Annotated in this window: 14 protein-coding genes; 6 read left to right on the top strand and 8 right to left on the bottom strand. The window is 70.8% G+C overall.

All coding sequences use genetic code 11. From position 1 onward, the window contains the following. Position 1 precedes the first annotated feature (1 nt). The 4 genes from ispF (at position 2) to AB0I43_RS27640 (ending at position 3346) form a co-directional block, all read left to right on the top strand. Positions 2-466, top strand: coding sequence for a 2-C-methyl-D-erythritol 2,4-cyclodiphosphate synthase (gene ispF / locus AB0I43_RS27655; protein ID WP_356975265.1), 465 nt, complete (start codon positions 2-4; stop codon positions 464-466). Between the two features lie 112 nt (positions 467-578). Continuing rightward, the gene (cysS, locus tag AB0I43_RS27650) at positions 579-2021 is read left to right on the top strand and encodes a cysteine--tRNA ligase (RefSeq protein ID WP_356974752.1); all 1443 of its coding nucleotides are present in this window, start codon (positions 579-581) and stop codon (positions 2019-2021) included. 5 nt (positions 2022-2026) lie between these two features. After that, positions 2027-3007, top strand: a complete 981-nt coding sequence (gene rlmB / locus AB0I43_RS27645) for a 23S rRNA (guanosine(2251)-2'-O)-methyltransferase RlmB (RefSeq protein ID WP_356974754.1) — start codon at positions 2027-2029, stop codon at positions 3005-3007. A gap of 60 nt (positions 3008-3067) precedes the next feature. Further along, positions 3068-3346: a DUF4190 domain-containing protein gene (locus AB0I43_RS27640; protein ID WP_356974756.1), complete on the top strand. Its 279-nt coding sequence runs from the start codon at positions 3068-3070 to the stop codon at positions 3344-3346. Between the two features lie 4 nt (positions 3347-3350). On the opposite strand, the gene AB0I43_RS27635 is transcribed toward AB0I43_RS27640, so the two are convergent. Together AB0I43_RS27635 and AB0I43_RS27630 are read right to left on the bottom strand one after the other, a co-directional pair. Further along, positions 3351-4160, bottom strand: coding sequence for an enoyl-CoA hydratase/isomerase family protein (locus tag AB0I43_RS27635; protein WP_356974758.1), 810 nt, complete (start codon positions 4158-4160; stop codon positions 3351-3353). Positions 4161-4202: 42 nt separating this feature from the next. Then, complete coding sequence (locus AB0I43_RS27630) at positions 4203-5372, bottom strand: acyl-CoA dehydrogenase family protein (protein WP_356974760.1); 1170 nt, start codon at positions 5370-5372, stop codon at positions 4203-4205. Between the two features lie 222 nt (positions 5373-5594). On the opposite strand from AB0I43_RS27630, the gene AB0I43_RS27625 reads away from it, so the two are divergent. After that, positions 5595-6116: a hypothetical protein gene (locus tag AB0I43_RS27625; RefSeq protein WP_356974762.1), complete on the top strand. Its 522-nt coding sequence runs from the start codon at positions 5595-5597 to the stop codon at positions 6114-6116. Between the two features lie 48 nt (positions 6117-6164). Here AB0I43_RS27625 and AB0I43_RS27620 read toward each other — a convergent pair whose 3' ends face one another. Continuing rightward, complete coding sequence (locus AB0I43_RS27620) at positions 6165-6566, bottom strand: hypothetical protein (RefSeq protein WP_356974764.1); 402 nt, start codon at positions 6564-6566, stop codon at positions 6165-6167. A gap of 222 nt (positions 6567-6788) precedes the next feature. Here AB0I43_RS27620 and AB0I43_RS27615 point away from each other — a divergent pair, with 222 nt between their 5' ends. After that, positions 6789-10328 carry a BTAD domain-containing putative transcriptional regulator gene (locus AB0I43_RS27615; RefSeq protein ID WP_357432843.1) on the top strand — a complete coding sequence of 1180 codons (3540 nt, stop codon included), beginning with the start codon at positions 6789-6791 and terminating at the stop codon, positions 10326-10328. Between the two features lie 3 nt (positions 10329-10331). Here the strand turns inward: AB0I43_RS27615 and AB0I43_RS27610 are convergent, their stop codons facing one another. The 5 genes from AB0I43_RS27610 to otsB all read right to left on the bottom strand — a co-directional run bounded on the left by AB0I43_RS27610 (position 10332) and on the right by otsB (position 15959). Next, on the bottom strand, positions 10332-10541 hold the full coding sequence (locus AB0I43_RS27610) for a hypothetical protein (RefSeq protein WP_356974768.1): 210 nt from the start codon (positions 10539-10541) through the stop codon (positions 10332-10334). A 26-nt stretch (positions 10542-10567) separates the two neighbouring features. Continuing rightward, complete coding sequence (locus AB0I43_RS27605) at positions 10568-11434, bottom strand: metal ABC transporter permease (RefSeq protein ID WP_356974770.1); 867 nt, start codon at positions 11432-11434, stop codon at positions 10568-10570. After that, positions 11434-12309 carry a metal ABC transporter ATP-binding protein gene (locus tag AB0I43_RS27600; RefSeq protein WP_356974772.1) on the bottom strand — a complete coding sequence of 292 codons (876 nt, stop codon included), beginning with the start codon at positions 12307-12309 and terminating at the stop codon, positions 11434-11436. The genes AB0I43_RS27605 and AB0I43_RS27600 overlap by 1 nt, the downstream gene beginning before the upstream one ends. A 5-nt stretch (positions 12310-12314) precedes the next feature. Then, a complete protein-coding gene (locus AB0I43_RS27595; RefSeq protein ID WP_357432842.1) occupies positions 12315-13199 on the bottom strand; it encodes a zinc ABC transporter substrate-binding protein in 885 nt (294 codons plus the stop codon). A gap of 189 nt (positions 13200-13388) precedes the next feature. Next, positions 13389-15959: a trehalose-phosphatase gene (gene otsB, locus AB0I43_RS27590; RefSeq protein WP_357432841.1), complete on the bottom strand. Its 2571-nt coding sequence runs from the start codon at positions 15957-15959 to the stop codon at positions 13389-13391. Positions 15960-16230 lie beyond the last annotated feature (271 nt).

Genomic DNA, 16230 nt, shown 5'->3' with positions numbered 1-16230 from the left:
CATGCGCGTGGGAATCGGCAGCGACGTCCATCCGATCGAACCCGGCCGCCCGTGCTGGATGGCCGGTCTCCTGTTCGACGGCGAGGACGGCTGCGCGGGCCATTCCGACGGCGACGTCGCGGCGCACGCGCTGTGCGACGCCCTGCTCTCGGCCGCCGGGCTGGGTGATGTCGGCGCGGTTTTCGGCACCGGCCGCCCCGAATGGGCGAACGTTTCCGGCGCCGCCATGCTGAAAGAAGTCCGGCGACTTTTGGACGACGCTGGATTTGATGTTGTCAATGCGGCTGTACAAGTGATCGGGAATCGCCCGAAGATCGGTCCGCGGCGCGCCGAGGCGCAAGAAACGCTGGGCGAACTGCTCGGCGCACCGGTTTCCGTCTCCGGGACGACCACCGATGGCCTGGGGCTGACCGGCCGCGGCGAGGGTATCGCCGCAATTGCCACCGCTTTGCTCTGTAGTCGCTAGTCCCCGCTCGACCCGCGCTTCGATATCGCGCGAAACAGCGTGTGTACCGGAGCGGCGACCATTCCCGATGCCGTAGTCGTCGGAAAAAGAACACAGACTAGGATCGAATGCCGTGACTCTGCGCCTTTTTGACACCGCCACGCGGACCTTGCGCGATTTCGCGCCCCTGGTCCCCGGACGTGCGTCGGTGTACCTGTGTGGCGCCACCGTGCAGGGTGAGCCGCATATCGGGCACGTGCGCAGCGGAGTCGCCTTCGACGTGCTCCGCCGCTGGCTGCAGGCGCACGACTACGACGTGCTGTTCGTCCGCAATGTCACCGATATCGAAGACAAGATCCTGAACAAGGCCGCCGAGGCGGGCCGTCCCTGGTGGGAGTGGGCCGCCACCTACGAGCGGGCGTTCCAGGAGGCCTACCGCCTGCTGGGCGTGCAGCCGCCGTCGGTCGAGCCGCGGGCCACCGGGCACATCACCCAGATGGTCGAGCTGATGCGCCGGCTGATCGAGCGCGGGCACGCCTACGCCTCCGAGGGCAACGTCTACTTCGACGTGGTCAGCTACCCGGCCTATGGCGAACTCTCCGGCCACAAGCTCGAGGACGTGCACCAGGGCGAGAGCGCGGGCCAGGGCAAGCGCGACCCGCGCGATTTCACCCTGTGGAAGGCCGCCAAGCCGGGGGAGCCGAGCTGGCCCTCGCCGTGGGGCGCCGGCCGGCCCGGCTGGCACCTGGAGTGCTCGGCGATGGCCGAGGCCTACCTCGGCCCGGAATTCGATATCCATTGCGGCGGAATGGATCTGGTCTTCCCGCACCACGAGAACGAGATCGCGCAGTCCAAGGCGGCCGGGGACGCGTTCGCCCGCTACTGGCTGCACAACGGCTGGGTGACCATGGGCGGGGAGAAGATGTCCAAGTCGCTGGGCAATGTGCTCTCGGTGCCCAATGTGCTCAAACGCGTTCGCGCCGTGGAACTCCGGTTCTATCTCGGCAGCGCGCACTACCGCTCCAAGCTGGAGTACTCGGACAAGGCGCTCAACGACGCCGCGCTGGATTACCAGCGCATCGAGGCTTTCGTGCACCGGGTGATCGAGCGCGCGGGCGAGGTACCGGTCGGCAAGTGGACCGACGCCTTCGCCGAGGCAATGGACGACGATCTCGCGGTGCCGCGCGCGCTCGCCGAGATCCACCGGGTCATGAGCGAGGGCAACAAGGCGCTGGACGCGGGCCACCTCGACGCCGCCAGAGAGTACTGCGGCCAGGTCCGGGCCATGCTGAACATCTTCGGCGTCTGCCCGCTCGACCCGCACTGGCACACCCCCGAGGATTCCTCGGCGGCGATGGACGCGCTGGACGTGCTGGTGCGCGCCGAACTGGAGCGCCGCCAGCAGGCCCGCGCGGACAAGGATTGGCCGAGCGCCGACGCGGCTCGGAACCGTCTGATCGCCGCCGGCGTCGAAGTGACCGACACACCCAACGGTCCGGAATGGTCGCTGGGCACACAGAGCTCCACCGACCCCGCCGACGCGTCGGCCCGCCGCCCCCGACGAAAGGCCAAGTAACAGCAATGGCAGGAAACTCGCAGCGTAAAGGCGCCGTTCGCAAGACCGGCACGAAGAAGGGGCAGGTCGCCGGTTCCGGCGGCAAGCACCGGCGCGGGCTCGCGGGCCGCGGCGCCACCCCGCCCGCGGAGGCGCGCACCAAGCACCCCGCGGCCAAACGCGCTGCGCTGGCGAAGAAGGCGGCCGCCAAGGCGCAGACCGCCGCGCGCGGTGCGGCCGGGCGGCCGAGCACGCGCAAGGGCGACGACGGCCCCGAGTTGGTGCTCGGCCGCAATCCTGTCGTCGAGTGCCTGCGCGCCGGCGTGCCCGCCACGGCGCTGTACGTCGCGGTCGGCACCGAGAACGACGACCGGCTCACCGAGAGCGTGAAGCTGGCCGCCGACAACGGCATCTCGATCCTCGAGGTGCCGCGCACCGACCTGGATCGGTTGAGCGCCAACGGGTTACACCAGGGCGTCGCCCTGCAGGTTCCGCCGTACCGCTATGCCCACCCCGACGATCTGGTGGACCGGGTGCGCGCCTCGGGTGAGCCGGCGCTGCTGGTCGCGCTCGACAACATCACCGACCCGCGCAATCTCGGCGCCGTCGTCCGCTCGGTGGCGGCCTTCGGCGGCCAGGGCGTGCTGATCCCGTCCCGCCGCACCGCGAGCGTCACCGCCGTGGCCTGGCGCACCAGCGCCGGCGCGGCCGCGCGGCTGCCGGTCGCGCGGGCCACGAATCTGACTCGCACGCTGAAGGATTGGGCGTCCAAGGGCTATCAGATCATCGGCCTGGACGCCGGCGGCGACACCAGCCTGGACACCTTCGACGGCGGTGTGGACACCGTCATCGTGGTCGGTTCCGAGGGCAAGGGCCTGTCCCGCCTGGTCCGCGAAACCTGCGACGCCATCCTCAGCATTCCGATGGCCGGGCCGGTGGAATCGCTGAACGCCTCGGTCGCCGCGGGCGTCGTGCTCTCCGAGGTGGCGCGCCAGCGTCGCGTTTGATCGCGAATCGGGTTAGCGGGTTGGGCGGCAAATCGCCCGCGTCACCGTAGAATTCGGAGTGTGGTGATACCCGAGGTCCCGATTGGGCAGCCCGTTGAGCATCCGCATGCGACGACGGTGCTGTTTCTCGGCGCCGCCAGCATCTTCTGCTGCGGTGCGCTCGGCCCGGTGGCGTGGGCGCTGGGCAAACGCGCACTCGATCAGATCGAGGCGTCCGGCGGCGCCTTCGGCGGGCGCGCCCAGGTGGTGGTCGGTTACACGCTCGGGATCGTCGGCACCGTTCTGATGGTGATCATGGCGATCCTGTTCATCCTGATCGCGTTGCGCGGCAGCGCCTGATTCGTCAGTCCAGTACGGGCCGGTCGGAGCCGGATCGGGGCTCCCAGGCCGGCCACTCGGTGCTGATGCTGCCGGTCCAATTGGGCTGGCGGCGCTCATGGAACGCGGCCATCGCCTCGCCGCCGTCGATGCTCTCGGCGACGCGCCGGTTCAGGTCGGTTTCCAACTGGCCCACCATGGTCGGGCTCATGCCGAGCCCCTCCCACAGCAGTCGCTTGGTCAGGGCCACCGGGAGCGGGGCCGAACCGTTGGCCAGGTCGTGCGCGACCGCGAGCGCGGTGGGCAGCACCTCGCCGGCCTCCAGGCAGCTGTTGGCCAGGCCCATCGCCTTGGCTTCCTCGCCGTCGAAGGTGCGCCCGGTGAGCATGATGTCGGCCGCGTTGGCCATGCCGACCAGCCGCGGCAGCGTCCAGTGCGCGTAGCCGTCGGCGAGTACGCCGCGGCGCACCTGGCTCAGGCCGTACACCGCGTCGCGCGCCATGTAGCGCAGGTCGCATTGCAGAGCCAGGGCCAGGCCGATGCCGACGGCGTGCCCGTTCACCGCCGCGATCACCGGCTTACGGACCTGCCAGGGCGGCGGGTCGATGGTCGCGCTGACCTCGCCGGTGCGGTTGGACAGGTCGGCGCCCGCGCAGAACGCGGGCGGCGTGCCGGTGATCACCACCGCGCGGATCGCGTCCTCTGCGTCGCAGCGGTGCAGTGCCGCACTCAGTTCGGCGGCCATCGCCGGGGTGACGGCGTTCTGCTGGGCGGGCCGGTTGAGCGTGAGCACGGCGATGCCCGCGGAGACATCGACGAGCAGTTCCGAACTCATGACACAGCATGGTAGCCGGGTCGCGGAGACCGCGAGTAGGCGTCAGCGCAGAACCTGGCGGCCGATCGCGTACTTGTGCACCTCGGTGGGGCCGTCGTAGAGGCGGAACGCGCGCATGTCACGGAAGATCATCTCCACCACGGTTTCGTCGCTGATGCCGATGCCGCCGAGCACCTGCACGCAGCGGTCGGCCACCTTGAACAGCTCCTCGGAGACATAGGACTTCGCGATCGAGCTCTCGTGCCGGGCCTTGTGGCCCTGGTCCATCAGCCAGCAGGCGTGCCAGATGGTCAGCCGGCACTGGTGCAGCGCGATCTCGTTGTCCGCCAGCATGAACGACACGCCCTCGTGCTCGCCGATCGGCTTGCCGAAGGCGGTGCGGGTCTTGGCGTAGTCGACCGCGATGCTCTGCACGCGTTCGGCCGCGCCGAGCCAGCGCATGCAGTGCGTGAGCCGGGCGGGGGCGAGCCGCAGCTGGGCGTAGCGCAGCGCCTGGCCGGTCTCGCCGAGCAGCGCCGACTTGGGCAGCGTCAGGTTCTCGAAGCGGACCACGCCGTGGCCGCCGACGTAGTTGCGGTCCATGGTGTTCATGGTGCGTTCGATGATGATGCCGGGCTGATCGCCGTCGGTGAGGAACAGCGTCGGGCCCTCGGGGACATGCGGATTCGGGGCGACGCGGGCCATGATGATCCAGGTCTTCGCGCCGTTCGCGCCGGTGATCAGCCATTTGCGGCCGTTGATCGTGAAGTTCTCGCCGTCGAAGACGGCCTCGGTGGTCAGCTGGTTCGGATCCGAGCCCGCGCCGTCGGGTTCGGTCATCGCGAACACGGTGCGCTGGTGGCCGTTGACGGCGGGCACCAGGTGGCGTTCGATCTGCTCGGGGTTGGCGATCTTGGAGAGCAGATACATGTTGCCCTCGTCCGGTGCGGCGCAGTTCATGGCGACGGGGCCGAGGGTGGACCAGCCCGCCGCCTCGTAGATCACCGCCTGCTCGACGTGGGTCAGGCCGCGGCCGCCGAATTCCAGCGGGGCCTGCACGGTCAGCAGCTTCTCCGCGCGGGCCAGCTCGACGAGTTCCTGGCGCAGGTCGTCGTCGGGCCCGTGCGGGGTCAGGCGCGGGTCCTTCTCGAACGGAACGATTTTGTCGATGACGAACTGCCGGACGCGGTCGCGTTCGGCGGTGAGGTCGGCGGGGAGCGAGAAGTCGATCATCGGTGGTCACCATTCGTTCGGCGGCGTTTGTGGCCAGCATACGAAACCCGGCGGGCAAGACTGAAGGCGGCTGCCATCACTGTGTGGCGCGAGGCTCCCACCTGCGCTGTCGGTCGCTGTCAGCGCACTGTCGGGGCGCTGTCGGCGCGGCTGGGCACCGTAGGGATCAGCAAGAGCGCGGGCCCCAGCGGCCCCGCCGAGAATCACCCGAGGAGACCCGCCATGTTCACCGCCGCCGCCATCGCCCAGATCCTGATCGCCCTCGCCTTCGTCAGCATCCCGCTGGTGCGCCACCGCTTCGGCGGTGACGCCAAGGCCGCCGCGGACCGGGAGCTGACCCGTCAGGGCGTGCGCCCGGAGGTGCTCGAGGAGAACGGCCTGCGCTTCGACGCGAGCGGCCACGAAACCTGGGCCCCGGTCTCCTTCGCGCTGCTGATGCTTGCCGCCGCGGCCCTGAACCTGGCCGGCAGCGACTGGGGCCAGACGCTCTCGTGGGTCTTCCAGAGCATCGTCGTACTGGCCAACGTGCTGATCATCTACAGCAACCTGACCGCCGTCCCGAGCGTCACCGCCGCCTTCGCGAAGAAGGGCGATCCGGAGCTGGCGCGCATCGACGTCGCGGCCTTTCTCGCCGCCGCCGAGAACGCGTTCCCGCGCTGGGTGATGAAGCACCTCACCTACGCTCGCCACACCATCGTCTTCGGCGGCTCGCTGCTGGTGCTGATCGCCCTGATCACCGCCTAGCGCGCAAACGGAAGGCCCGGCGCTCGCACCGAGCGCCGGGCCTTTCCGCTATTCCACGATCGCGATCACCCGCAGCACCCGGCCGTCGTTGAGCATCGGATTGACCACCGTGAACCCGAACATGCCCGCCGGAGTGGCGGCGGCCGCGCGCACGACCTCCGGCAGCGATTCCCGCGGCAGTCCCATCATCGGAACGTTCTCGTCGTGCTCGGCCGCGTCCACATCCAGAATCGCCACCCGCGCCCCGGACATATAGGTGTCGTTGAGCTGTTTCGGCAATTGCGAATTACTCAGCGCGACCGTCTCTTCGTGATTCAGCAGCAGTCCGAAATACACGCCGTAGCGCGGATCCGTGAAAGGCACCGCCGCGGCGGCCGTTCCGGTATTGATCAATCCGCTGACCACCACCCCGAGCACCACGAACCCGACCAGGGCGAAAGCGCGCCGCATACCCACTCCCGATTCTCGATCAGCCGATGGATTTCCGTCCGTGCCCGTGGACGGCGGCTCAAGATATCAATCCGGGCGCGCAACCACCGGCTCGCGCGACTTCTCGTTCGCGTGTCGCGGAACTCCGATTCCGGGTCGCCGAGTTTCGGCCCGATCGCCGATGCCGGCGGTCTTTCAGGTAGGCGTTGCGGCAGGGCGGCGATCCTCTGGAAGGCTGTGCGGGTGCGGATCGGATTGCTCGGGCCCGTCGCCGTGTACGGCGACGACGGGGTGCAGGTGGAGGTCGGCGGCGTCCGGGTGCGGATGCTGCTGGCGCGCTTGGCGTTGGCGGCGGGGCGGCCGGTCTCGGTGGACGCGCTGGTGGACGGATTGTGGGGCGAGCAGCCGCCGGCCGACGCGCCGGGAGCGTTGCAGGCGCTGGTGTCGCGCCTGCGCCGGGCGCTGCGGGAGGTGGGCGCGGTCGAATTGACCCCGGGCGGATATCGGGTGCCGGTACAGCCCGGAGATGTGGACGCGCACCGCTTCGAGGAGCTGGCCGGGCAGGGGCGGCGGGATCTGGCCGCGGGCCGGGTGGAGGCGGCGGCCTCGGTCCTGCGGAACGCGCTGGAACTGTGGCGCGGGCCCGCGCTCGCCGACGTACGCGAAGCGCCGTTCGCGGAGGCGGCCGCCGCGCGGCTCGAGGATGTGCGGGCCGGGGCGGCCGAGGATCGCTTCGATGCCGAGCTGCGGTCCGGTGCGCATGCCGAGGTGCTGGCGGATCTCGAATCGGCCGGGGCGCAACGCCCTTCGAGTGAGCGCCTGGCGGGGCTGCGGATGCGGGCGCTGGCGGCGGCCGGGCGGCAGGCGGACGCGCTGGCCGTGTACGAGCGGGTCCGCGAGCACCTGAGCGACGAGCTCGGCGTCGATCCGTCGGCGGAATTGCGCGAGGTGCATCTCGCGCTGCTGCGCGGCGAGCTCGACCGGCCGGTCGGCCGCGCGACGGCCGCCGCTCCCGATCCGGCGGCCAGCCGGATCCCGGTGCAGCGCACCAGTTTTGTCGGCCGGGACACCGAATTGGCGCGCGTGGCCGCGCTGCTGGGCGAGGCCCGGCTGGTGACGATCGTCGGGCCCGGCGGTGCGGGCAAGACCCGGCTCTCGGCCGAGGTGGTCGCACGGCACCGCGCGGCGCGGCGGGGACGGGTGTGGTTCGTCGCGCTGGCCGGGGTGCGCGACGCCGCGGAACTGACCGACGCGGTCCTCGGCGCGATCGGGTCGCGGGATCAGCGCGCTCCGGACGGCGGCGTGCCGGGGCTCGAACGCCTGCTCGGCCTGCTCGACGTGGGTGAGGCGATCCTGGTGCTGGACAACTGCGAACACCTCGTCGAGGAGGCCGCGGCGCTGGCCGACCGGCTGCTCGAAGCGCTGCCGGACTTGCGGATCCTGGCCACCAGCCGGGAGGCGCTGGCCATCACCGGCGAATCGGTGTTCCCGCTGGGCCCGCTGGAAACTCCCGGCGGGACACCGGATTCGGCGCAGGCCGCCGCGGCGCCCGCGGTGCGGCTGTTCGTCGACCGCGCCGTGGCGGCGCGTCCGGATTTCGTGCTGGACGAGCGCACGGTGGAGCCGGTGCTGGAGATCTGCCGTCGCCTCGACGGCGTGCCGCTGGCCCTGGAGCTGGCCGCGGCCAAGCTCCGCTCGATGCCCGTGGACCAGATCGCCCGCCGGCTCGACGACCGGTTCCGCCTGCTCACCTCGGGCAGCCGGACCGCGCTGCCGCGGCAGCGCACCCTGCTCGCGCTGGTCGAGTGGAGCTGGGATCTGCTCGATGAACCGGAACGTGTACTGGCGCGCAGGCTTTCGCGGTTCCCGGGCGGCGCGACGGCGGCCGCGCTGGAGGCCGTGTGCGCCGACGCCGCGCTGCCCGCCGACGACGTGGTGTACGTGCTCGGCGCGCTCGTCGAGAAATCCGTGGTCGAGGTCTCCGAGGCCGGGCGATACCGCATGCTGGAGACCATCCGCGCTTTCGCGGCCGACCGATTCGCCGCCGCGGGTGACGATCTCGCGCTGCCCTTCGCCGAGTACTACCTGACGGTGGCCGAGGCGCACGAGCCCCTGCTGCGCACCGGCGACCAGCTCCGCGCGCTCGCGGTCTTCGACGCCGAGCACGAGAACCTGGTCGCCGCACTGCGTTCCGCGCCGGTCCGCGCGAGCGCGGAGCTGTCGGCCCGCTTCGTGACCGCGATGTTCTGGTACTGGGGAGTGCGGGGCATGTCCACCCAGTTCGACGCCGCCCTGAGCCAGGCGCTCGCCCTGGCGGACGCGCTGCCGGAGCGCACCCGGCAGGCCCTGCGCCTGATCCGCCTGCTGGCCGGTGCGCCGGCGACCGCGGCCGGTCAGACCGGTGCCCGCGCGGACCAGGCGGCGGAGCCCGACGCCGAGGTCGGTCGGACCAGCGCTGTTGATCGTGTGGGGCCGGTCGCCGAGGTCGGTCGGACCAGTACTGCCGATTGTGTTGGCCCGGTCGCCGAGGTCGGTCGGACCAGCGCTGCCGATCGTGCGGGGCCGGTCGCCGAGGTCGGTCGGACCAGTACTGCCGATCGTGTGGGGCCGGTCGCCGAGGTCGGTCGGACCAGCGCTGCCGATCCTGTCGGGTTGGTCGCCGAGGTCGGTCCGGGCCTCACTCTTGCCGCCGACGGTGTGGCGGTACCGGTTGCCGGGCCCGGTGCCGGCGGTGATCTCGCCGCCGACTCGGCCGGACCGCTCCCCGAGTCCGGTTCGGTCGGCGCTCTGCTCGAAGACTGCGCCTCCGCCGGTGCGCTGAACTATCACCCTGCGTTGCTGATGGTGGCCGCCCAGCTCGCCTATTCCGCGGGTGCGGCCGCGGTGGGGGCACGGCTGCTGGAATCGGCGTCGCGTTCGCCGGATTCCTGGGTACGGGCCAGCGCCCTGTGGATGCGCGATCACGTGCACTCGGAGCGGGGCGATCTCGACACCGGCGCACCCGCCCGTGCGGCCGCGCTGCGCGAATTCGAGGTGGTGGGTGACCGCTGGGGTCTGGGGATGTCGCTGCTGGCGATCGGCCGCGCGCATTCGCTGCGCGGCGAGCACGCCGCCGCCATCGCCTGTTTCGAGCGCGGGGTGGCCCTCAGCGCCGAATTGGGCGGGGAGGCAGACCTTTTCGAGAACCGCACCCTGTTGATCGCCGAGCGGCTGCGCAGCGGCGATCTGCCGGGAGCGCGCCGCGATATCGAGGCCGTCCGGCACCGGGCCGGGGAGCTCGGCCACCGGCGGCTGGCCGCCGAGATCCGATTCAGCCTGGCCGACCTGCACCGCCGGGCCGGCGACCTTGCCGCGGCCGAGGCGGCGGTGGACGAACTGGCGGCGATGGCGGATCGGCTGTACCTGCCCGGTGACATGGCCGCCGACCTGATCGCGGGCGCCCGCATGGCGAATCGCCTGGCGGCGGGCGACGCCTCCGGCGCGCGCGCCTTGCTGCGGCGCACGATCGCGGGTCAATCGGCCTGGGGACAGTCCGCCGGCATCGCCCACACGGCGGAACTGCTCGCCGAACTGCTGCTGCTCGAGCACGACCCGGCGGCCGCGGCCACCGCGCTGGGCCTGGCCGAATCCCTCCGCGGCGCCTTCGACGCGGGCGAACCGCTCCTGGTCACGCTGACCCGGCAGCTGACGGAGCGTCTGGGGCCGGAGGAGTACCACCGGGCGTACCGACGCGGCGCGGACCTGCCACGCGACCGAGCACTCGAGCGACTGAACGAGCTGTAGCGCCTAGATCAACTCGACCTCGTCGAATCCCACGGTCATGCGGTGCCGCCGCTCGTGCAGCACGCCGCCTTCCCGGTGCCGCAGCCCCTCGCCGACTTCGATGCGCAGCTCGCCCGCCCGGGCGTGCACCTCCCGCACGACGCCGCAGACCCCGGTGAACGGCCCCGCCGGGAAATAGACGACGTCGCCGGCCGCGAATTCCGTAAACCCCACGCCGCCACAGTAATCGACGCGCGGGGTCAGCGGGCGCGGGCGAGTTGGCGCCGGCGGGAGCCGACGACGCGGCAGATCAGGTAGATCGCGAACGAGATCGTGGTGACGAAGGTGGACACGGGGACGCCCGGGGCGAGGGAGAGCAGCATGCCGCCGACGGCGGCGATCTCCGCGAAGACGATCGCCAGCACGGTGGCGCGGGCCGGGCTCGCGGTGAGCTGGGCCGCCGCGGCGGCGGGCGTGATGAGTAGCGAGAGCACCAGCAGCGCGCCGACGATCTGGACGCCGAAGGCGGCCGTGACGCCGAGCAGCACCGCGAACACCACCGACAGCGCGCGCACCGGAACTCCGCGCGCCACCGCCACTTCCGGATCGGTCGAGGCGAACAGCAGCGGCCGGTAGACCGCCGCGAGCACCGCGAGTACCGCGACCGTGCAGGTGATCAGGAGCGCCAGCCCGCTGTATCCGACGCTCACCACCTGCCCGGTGAGCAGGGAGAACTTCGATCCGGCGCGTTCGGGCCCGAGCCACAGGAACAGCACCGAGAGCCCGAGCCCGAAGGACATGATCACCGCGATCACCGAATCGCGTTCGCGGGCTTTGCTGCCCAGCAGCCCGAACAGCACGGCCGCGACCACCGAGCCGAAGATCGCGCCGACGCCCACGCCGATGCCCGCGAGCAGCGCCGCGGCCGCGCCGGTCAGCGACAGCTCGCTGGTGCCGTGCACGGCGAACGACATCTGCCGGCTGACGATCAGCGGCCCGATGGCGCCGGAGAGCAGGCCCAGCAGAGCCGCGGCCAGCAGCGCCTGCAGCACGAACGGGTAGGTCAGCAGGTGCGCGGTGGTGGAGAAATCGAACACCTTGGACAGCACGCCGGAGAGTTTGTCCATCAGAGCCGCACCTTGTCGGCGGTGCAGTGCTCGGCCCCGCCCGCGCCGAGCGCGTCCATGGCGTCGCCGGTGCCGACCACCACCAGCCGCCCGCGGACGCGCAGCACGTCGACCTGGGTGCGGTAGAGCTCGGAGAGCACCTCGGAGGTCATCACCTCGTCCGGCGTCCCGATCCGGAACTTCCCGTCCACCAGGTACAGCACCCGATCCACCAGCGGCAGAATCGGATTGATCTCGTGGGTGACGAACAGGACGGCGGTGTCGTGGGTGCGCCGGCGGCGATCGATCAGCTCGGAGACCAGGCGCTGGTTGGCCAGGTCGAGGGACAGCAGCGGCTCGTCGCAGAGCAGCACCTCGGGGTCGCCGACCAGGGCCTGGGCCACCCGCAGCCGCTGCTGTTCGCCGCCGGACAGGGTTTCCAGCGGCGCGTTCGCGAAGCGCTCCGCGCCGACGTCGGCGATGGCCGCGGCCACCTTGCGCCGGCGCTCGCCCCGGCCGCGCCAGCCCAGGCCCCAGCGGTGCCCGTCGACGCCGAGCCCGACCAGGTCGACGCCGCGCAGCTGCACGCCCGCGTCGATGGTCTTCTGCTGCGGGATGTAGCCGACAGCCGGATTGCCCAGGCGCGCGGGCGAACCCGCGATCGAGGCGTGCCCGGAGCTGAGCGCCAGCTGCCCGAGCAGCACGCGCAGCAGTGAGGTCTTGCCGGACCCGTTGGGCCCCAGCACGGCGATGAATTCGCCGGGGGTGACCTCGAGATCCAGGCCGTCCCACAGCGTGCGCGGGCCGAAGGACAGGGTGGCGCCGTCGAGCCGGACGACGGCCGGGGCCGCCGGGGCCGGCTCGGTGGTCTCGGGCAGCGCGGCTGTCTTGTTCATGGCGGTTACCGCAGCGCGGAGGCGAGCGCCTCGGCGTTCTTGGTCTGCCACTGGACGTAATCGGCGTTCACGGGCAGGGTTTCGGTCACCTCGACGACCGCGGTGCCGTTCGATCCGGCCAGGCCGCGCAGGTCCTTGGTGATCTTGTCCTCGGTCTGGATGTTGTAGATCAGGGCGCGCACCTGCTTGGCGGTGAGCAGGTCCCGGGTCGCGGCGACGGCGGCGGGCGAGGGATCGGTCTCCTGCTCGACGGCCTCCTGGAACTCGTGCGGGGTCCGGTCGACCGCGCCGGCGTCGAGCAGCAGGTAGTGCGCCAGCGGTTCGGTCTGCAGCACGGGGGTGGCGGGATGCTGGGCGGCGATCTGGCCGGTGATGGCGGAGATGGCGCTCAACTCGGCCTTGAAGGTGGCGGCGCGCTCGGCGTAGGCCTGCTTGCGGTCGGCGTCGATCTCGCCGAGGGCGGCGGCGATCCGGTCGGCGACCGCGCTCACGGTTTCCACGTCGTACCAGACGTGCTCGTTCTCGTCGCTCTGGTCGATGCGGGCGGCGAACGCCTCGACGGTCTTCTGCTGTCTGCCCTCGACGGCCTTGGTCATGAATTCGTCGTAGCCGCCGCCGTTGTAGACGACCAGGTCGGCATCGCTGATCCGGGCGGACTCGACCGCGGAGGTCTCGTGCGAGTGCGGATCGGCGGCGGGGTCGGTGATGATCGAGGAGACCTCGGCGTCCGGGCCCGCGATGGTGGCGGCGATCGAGCCCCAGACATTGGTGGAGGCCACGACGTTCGGTTTGCCCGACGCGTTCTCGGAGTCGCCGCAGGCCGTCAGGGTCAGCGCGGTCGCCACCCCTACGGCGAGGCCGGTCAGCTGCAGGGAAAGGCGGGATCTCACGCGGGTACTCCTGGGCGGGGCTGGATCTACTAGTGGCTTAGATCATAATGGAAACCGTTACCATTTAACTTTACCAGGGCACCGCAAATCGATAACCGCCTAGCCGCCGCCCTAGTACTGCCCCTGCCACGCCGAACCGCCACGCCCGGCCGCGGGGCCGAACGTGGCGGTTCGTGGGGTTTGCCGGGGTCAGACCAGGACGTCGGCGGGCTGGCCCAGCAACTGGGCGCAGCGCAGCAGGCCGAGATGGCTGTAGGCCTGCGGGTGGTTGCCCAGCGACCGCTCGGCGACCGGGTCGTACTCCTCGCTGAGCAGGCCGGTCGGGCCCGCCACGTCGACCAGCTGCGCGAACAGCGCCTCCGCGTCGGACCGCTTGCCGATCAGCAGGTACGCCTCGACCAGCCAGGCCGCGCACAGGTGGAACCCGCCCTCGCCGCCGGGCAGCCCGTCGTCGTGGTGATAGCGGTACACCGTGGACCCGCTGCGCAGTTCGGCCTCGGTGGCCACCACGGTCGCGGCGAACCGCGGATCGGACGGGTCGATCAGACCGCTCAGGCCGATGTGCAGGGTGGCCGCGTCCAGGTCGGTGCCGTCGTAGGCCGCCGTGTAGGACTGCACCTCGTCGTTCCAGCCCTTGGTCTTGACCTCCTCGGCGATGGTCTCGCGCAGCTCGACCCAGGCCGGATCGATGGCGCGGTCGAACTTCTGCGCCAGCGTGATCGCCCGATCCAGGGTGAGCCAGCCCATCACCTTCGAGTAGACGTGATGACGCGGGTTGCCGCGGATCTCCCAGATGCCGTGGTCGGGCTCGGTCCAGCGCCGCTGCACCGCCGAGCACATGGCGTGCACCAGCTCCCAGTCGGCGTCCGGCAGCACCTGGGCCGGATCGGTGACGCCCTTGTGCTCGCGGCCGTGGGCGAGCGAGGCGATGAGGTCCACGATCGGGCCGAAGACGTCCAGCTGCACCTGCATGTTGGCGGCGTTGCCGACGCGCACCGGGCGGGAGCCGGCGTAGCCGGGCAGCTGGTCGATGACGGCCTCGGGCGGCAGCGTCTCGCCGTAGATGGTGTAGAGCGGGTGCAGCCGCTCCGGGCCGGGCAGGGTCTCGAGCACCCGGTGCACCCAGCCGAGGAAGTTCTCGGCCTCGCCGAGCGAGCCGAGGGTGACCAGCGCCTGCGCGGTCAGCGCGGCGTCGCGCAGCCAGCAGTAGCGGTAGTCCCAGTTGCGCACGCCGCCGATGTCCTCGGGCAGCGAGGTGGTCGCCGCGGCGAGGATCGAGCCGGAGGGGGCGTGCACCAGCCCGCGCAGCGTCAGCGCCGAGCGCTTCATCAGATCCGGCTTGAGCGAGGGCAATTCGAGCTCGGTGGCCCACTTCTGCCAGTACTGCTCGGCCAGCTGCCTGCGCTGCGTCTCCGGAGTCATCGCGGGCGCGAGATCCTGTGTGCCGCAGCGCAGTTCCAGCACGATCGGGCCGCGCGAGGGGTCCACGACCGCGGTCGCGACATCGTGGGTGCCGTCGCTGTCGATCCGCCATTCCACGCCGGGGGAGCGCAGCACCATCGGGTCGTTGGTGCCGAGCACGCGCAGGCCGGTCGGCTCGCATTCGATGCTGACCGGCACCTGGCCGAATTCCGGCCGCGGCGCGAAGGTGACGACGGCCTTGGCGTCGCCGGTGATGACGCGGGTCAGGTCGGTCCGGTCCTGGGACACGTCGTGCGGCAGGTAGTCGATGACTCCCAAACTCGCCCAACGGGTTTCGACGGTCATGGTGCCGTCCACGTAGCGCTGCGACAGCGGCAGGCCGGGGCGCTCGGGCGCGATGGCGAACTGGCCGGCCTGCGGGCCGCCGAGCAGGTGCGCGAACACCGCCGCCGAATCCGGCTCCGGGTGACAGAACCAGGTGACGTTGGCGTCGGGGGTGAGCAGGGCGACCGAGCGCGGGCTGGCCAGCATGGTCAGCCGCTCGATCCGCGGCGCGCTGGCGCCGGCCAGCCAGGTGCGGCGCTCCTCGAGCAGGAAAGCCAGTGCCTTGGAGACCATTTCGGTGCTCTCCACGCGGAACCGGGCCAGGCTCTCGCCCTCGCCGACCTTGATGCCGACATCCGGCCCGGACAGCACCCGGAAGGCTTTCTCGTCGGTGACGTCGTCGCCGAAGAACACCGCCGCGGTCGCGCCCTCCTGGTGCCGGATGGTGTCCAGCGCGGTGCCCTTGTCGGTCGGGATCACGGCCAGTTCGATGACCTGCTTGCCCTCGGTGGTCTGCACGCCGACCCAGCAGGCCGCGCCCTGGCGCACGGAATTCAGTGCGCGACGGCCGATTTCGGGGCTGGCGTTGCGGACGTGCAGGGCCACACTGGCCGGCTTCACCTCGACCGACGCGCCGGGATTGTGCTCGGCGATCTGGGTCAGCGACGTCTGTACTTCTTGCAGTAGCTGTTTGGCGTCGTTGTCGATCGCGTGCACGAAGCCCACGTCGAATTCCGAACCGTGACTACCGATCAGCTGTACCTCGACCGGAAGCCGGGACAGCGCGGCGAGGTCGCGCAGCGCGCGACCGGAGATGACGGCGGCGGTGGTACCGCTCAGGCCGGCGAGAGCGCGTAGCGCGCTCACCGATTCCCGGTGCGGATACGCCTTTGTAGGGTCGGAAACGATAGGCGCGATGGTCCCGTCGTAATCCGAGGCGACCAAGAGCCGTGGCTCCCGCGCGACCGTGGACAAGGCACGGCGAAGTTCTTGTGGCAGATCCTGTGCGCTCACGCATCCAACCTAGTGATCGGAGGAGTTAATACGGGGGCGGGCAGAACAATACTGTGTTGAATTTGCCGCACGGCAGCCCGCTGGCGTGCGACAGCAGCTTTGTGTGTGCGGAAACGGATTTCCCCAGTTAACAAGCAGGTAACCCGCCGGTAACCAGCAAGCTGGGCGTGTCGCGGCCGGCAACCAAGATCGAAGACATCCGCGCCGGTGCAACAACTTCGGTGGTTCGGCGGTTTTGCCGGAATTGAGTCGCTTTGCCGGACATTATGGT

Origin of the sequence: Nocardia sp. NPDC050435, assembly GCF_040655395.1 — a bacterium.
Taxonomy (GTDB): Bacteria; Actinomycetota; Actinomycetes; order Mycobacteriales; family Mycobacteriaceae; genus Nocardia.
This window is presented reverse-complemented; position numbering and strand designations above follow the sequence as displayed.

What these genes read in the sequence shown, in the direction of transcription:
- ispF (WP_356975265.1), top strand. Translation starts at nt 2, where the DNA reads ATGCGCGTGGGAATCGGCAGCGACGTCCATCCGATCGAACCCGGCCGC.
- rlmB (WP_356974754.1), top strand. Translation starts at nt 2,027, where the DNA reads ATGGCAGGAAACTCGCAGCGTAAAGGCGCCGTTCGCAAGACCGGCACG.
- AB0I43_RS27635 (WP_356974758.1), bottom strand. Translation starts at nt 4,160, where the DNA reads ATGAGTTCGGAACTGCTCGTCGATGTCTCCGCGGGCATCGCCGTGCTC.
- AB0I43_RS27630 (WP_356974760.1), bottom strand. Translation starts at nt 5,372, where the DNA reads ATGATCGACTTCTCGCTCCCCGCCGACCTCACCGCCGAACGCGACCGC.
- AB0I43_RS27625 (WP_356974762.1), top strand. Translation starts at nt 5,595, where the DNA reads ATGTTCACCGCCGCCGCCATCGCCCAGATCCTGATCGCCCTCGCCTTC.
- AB0I43_RS27620 (WP_356974764.1), bottom strand. Translation starts at nt 6,566, where the DNA reads ATGCGGCGCGCTTTCGCCCTGGTCGGGTTCGTGGTGCTCGGGGTGGTG.
- AB0I43_RS27605 (WP_356974770.1), bottom strand. Translation starts at nt 11,434, where the DNA reads ATGGACAAACTCTCCGGCGTGCTGTCCAAGGTGTTCGATTTCTCCACC.
- AB0I43_RS27600 (WP_356974772.1), bottom strand. Translation starts at nt 12,309, where the DNA reads ATGAACAAGACAGCCGCGCTGCCCGAGACCACCGAGCCGGCCCCGGCG.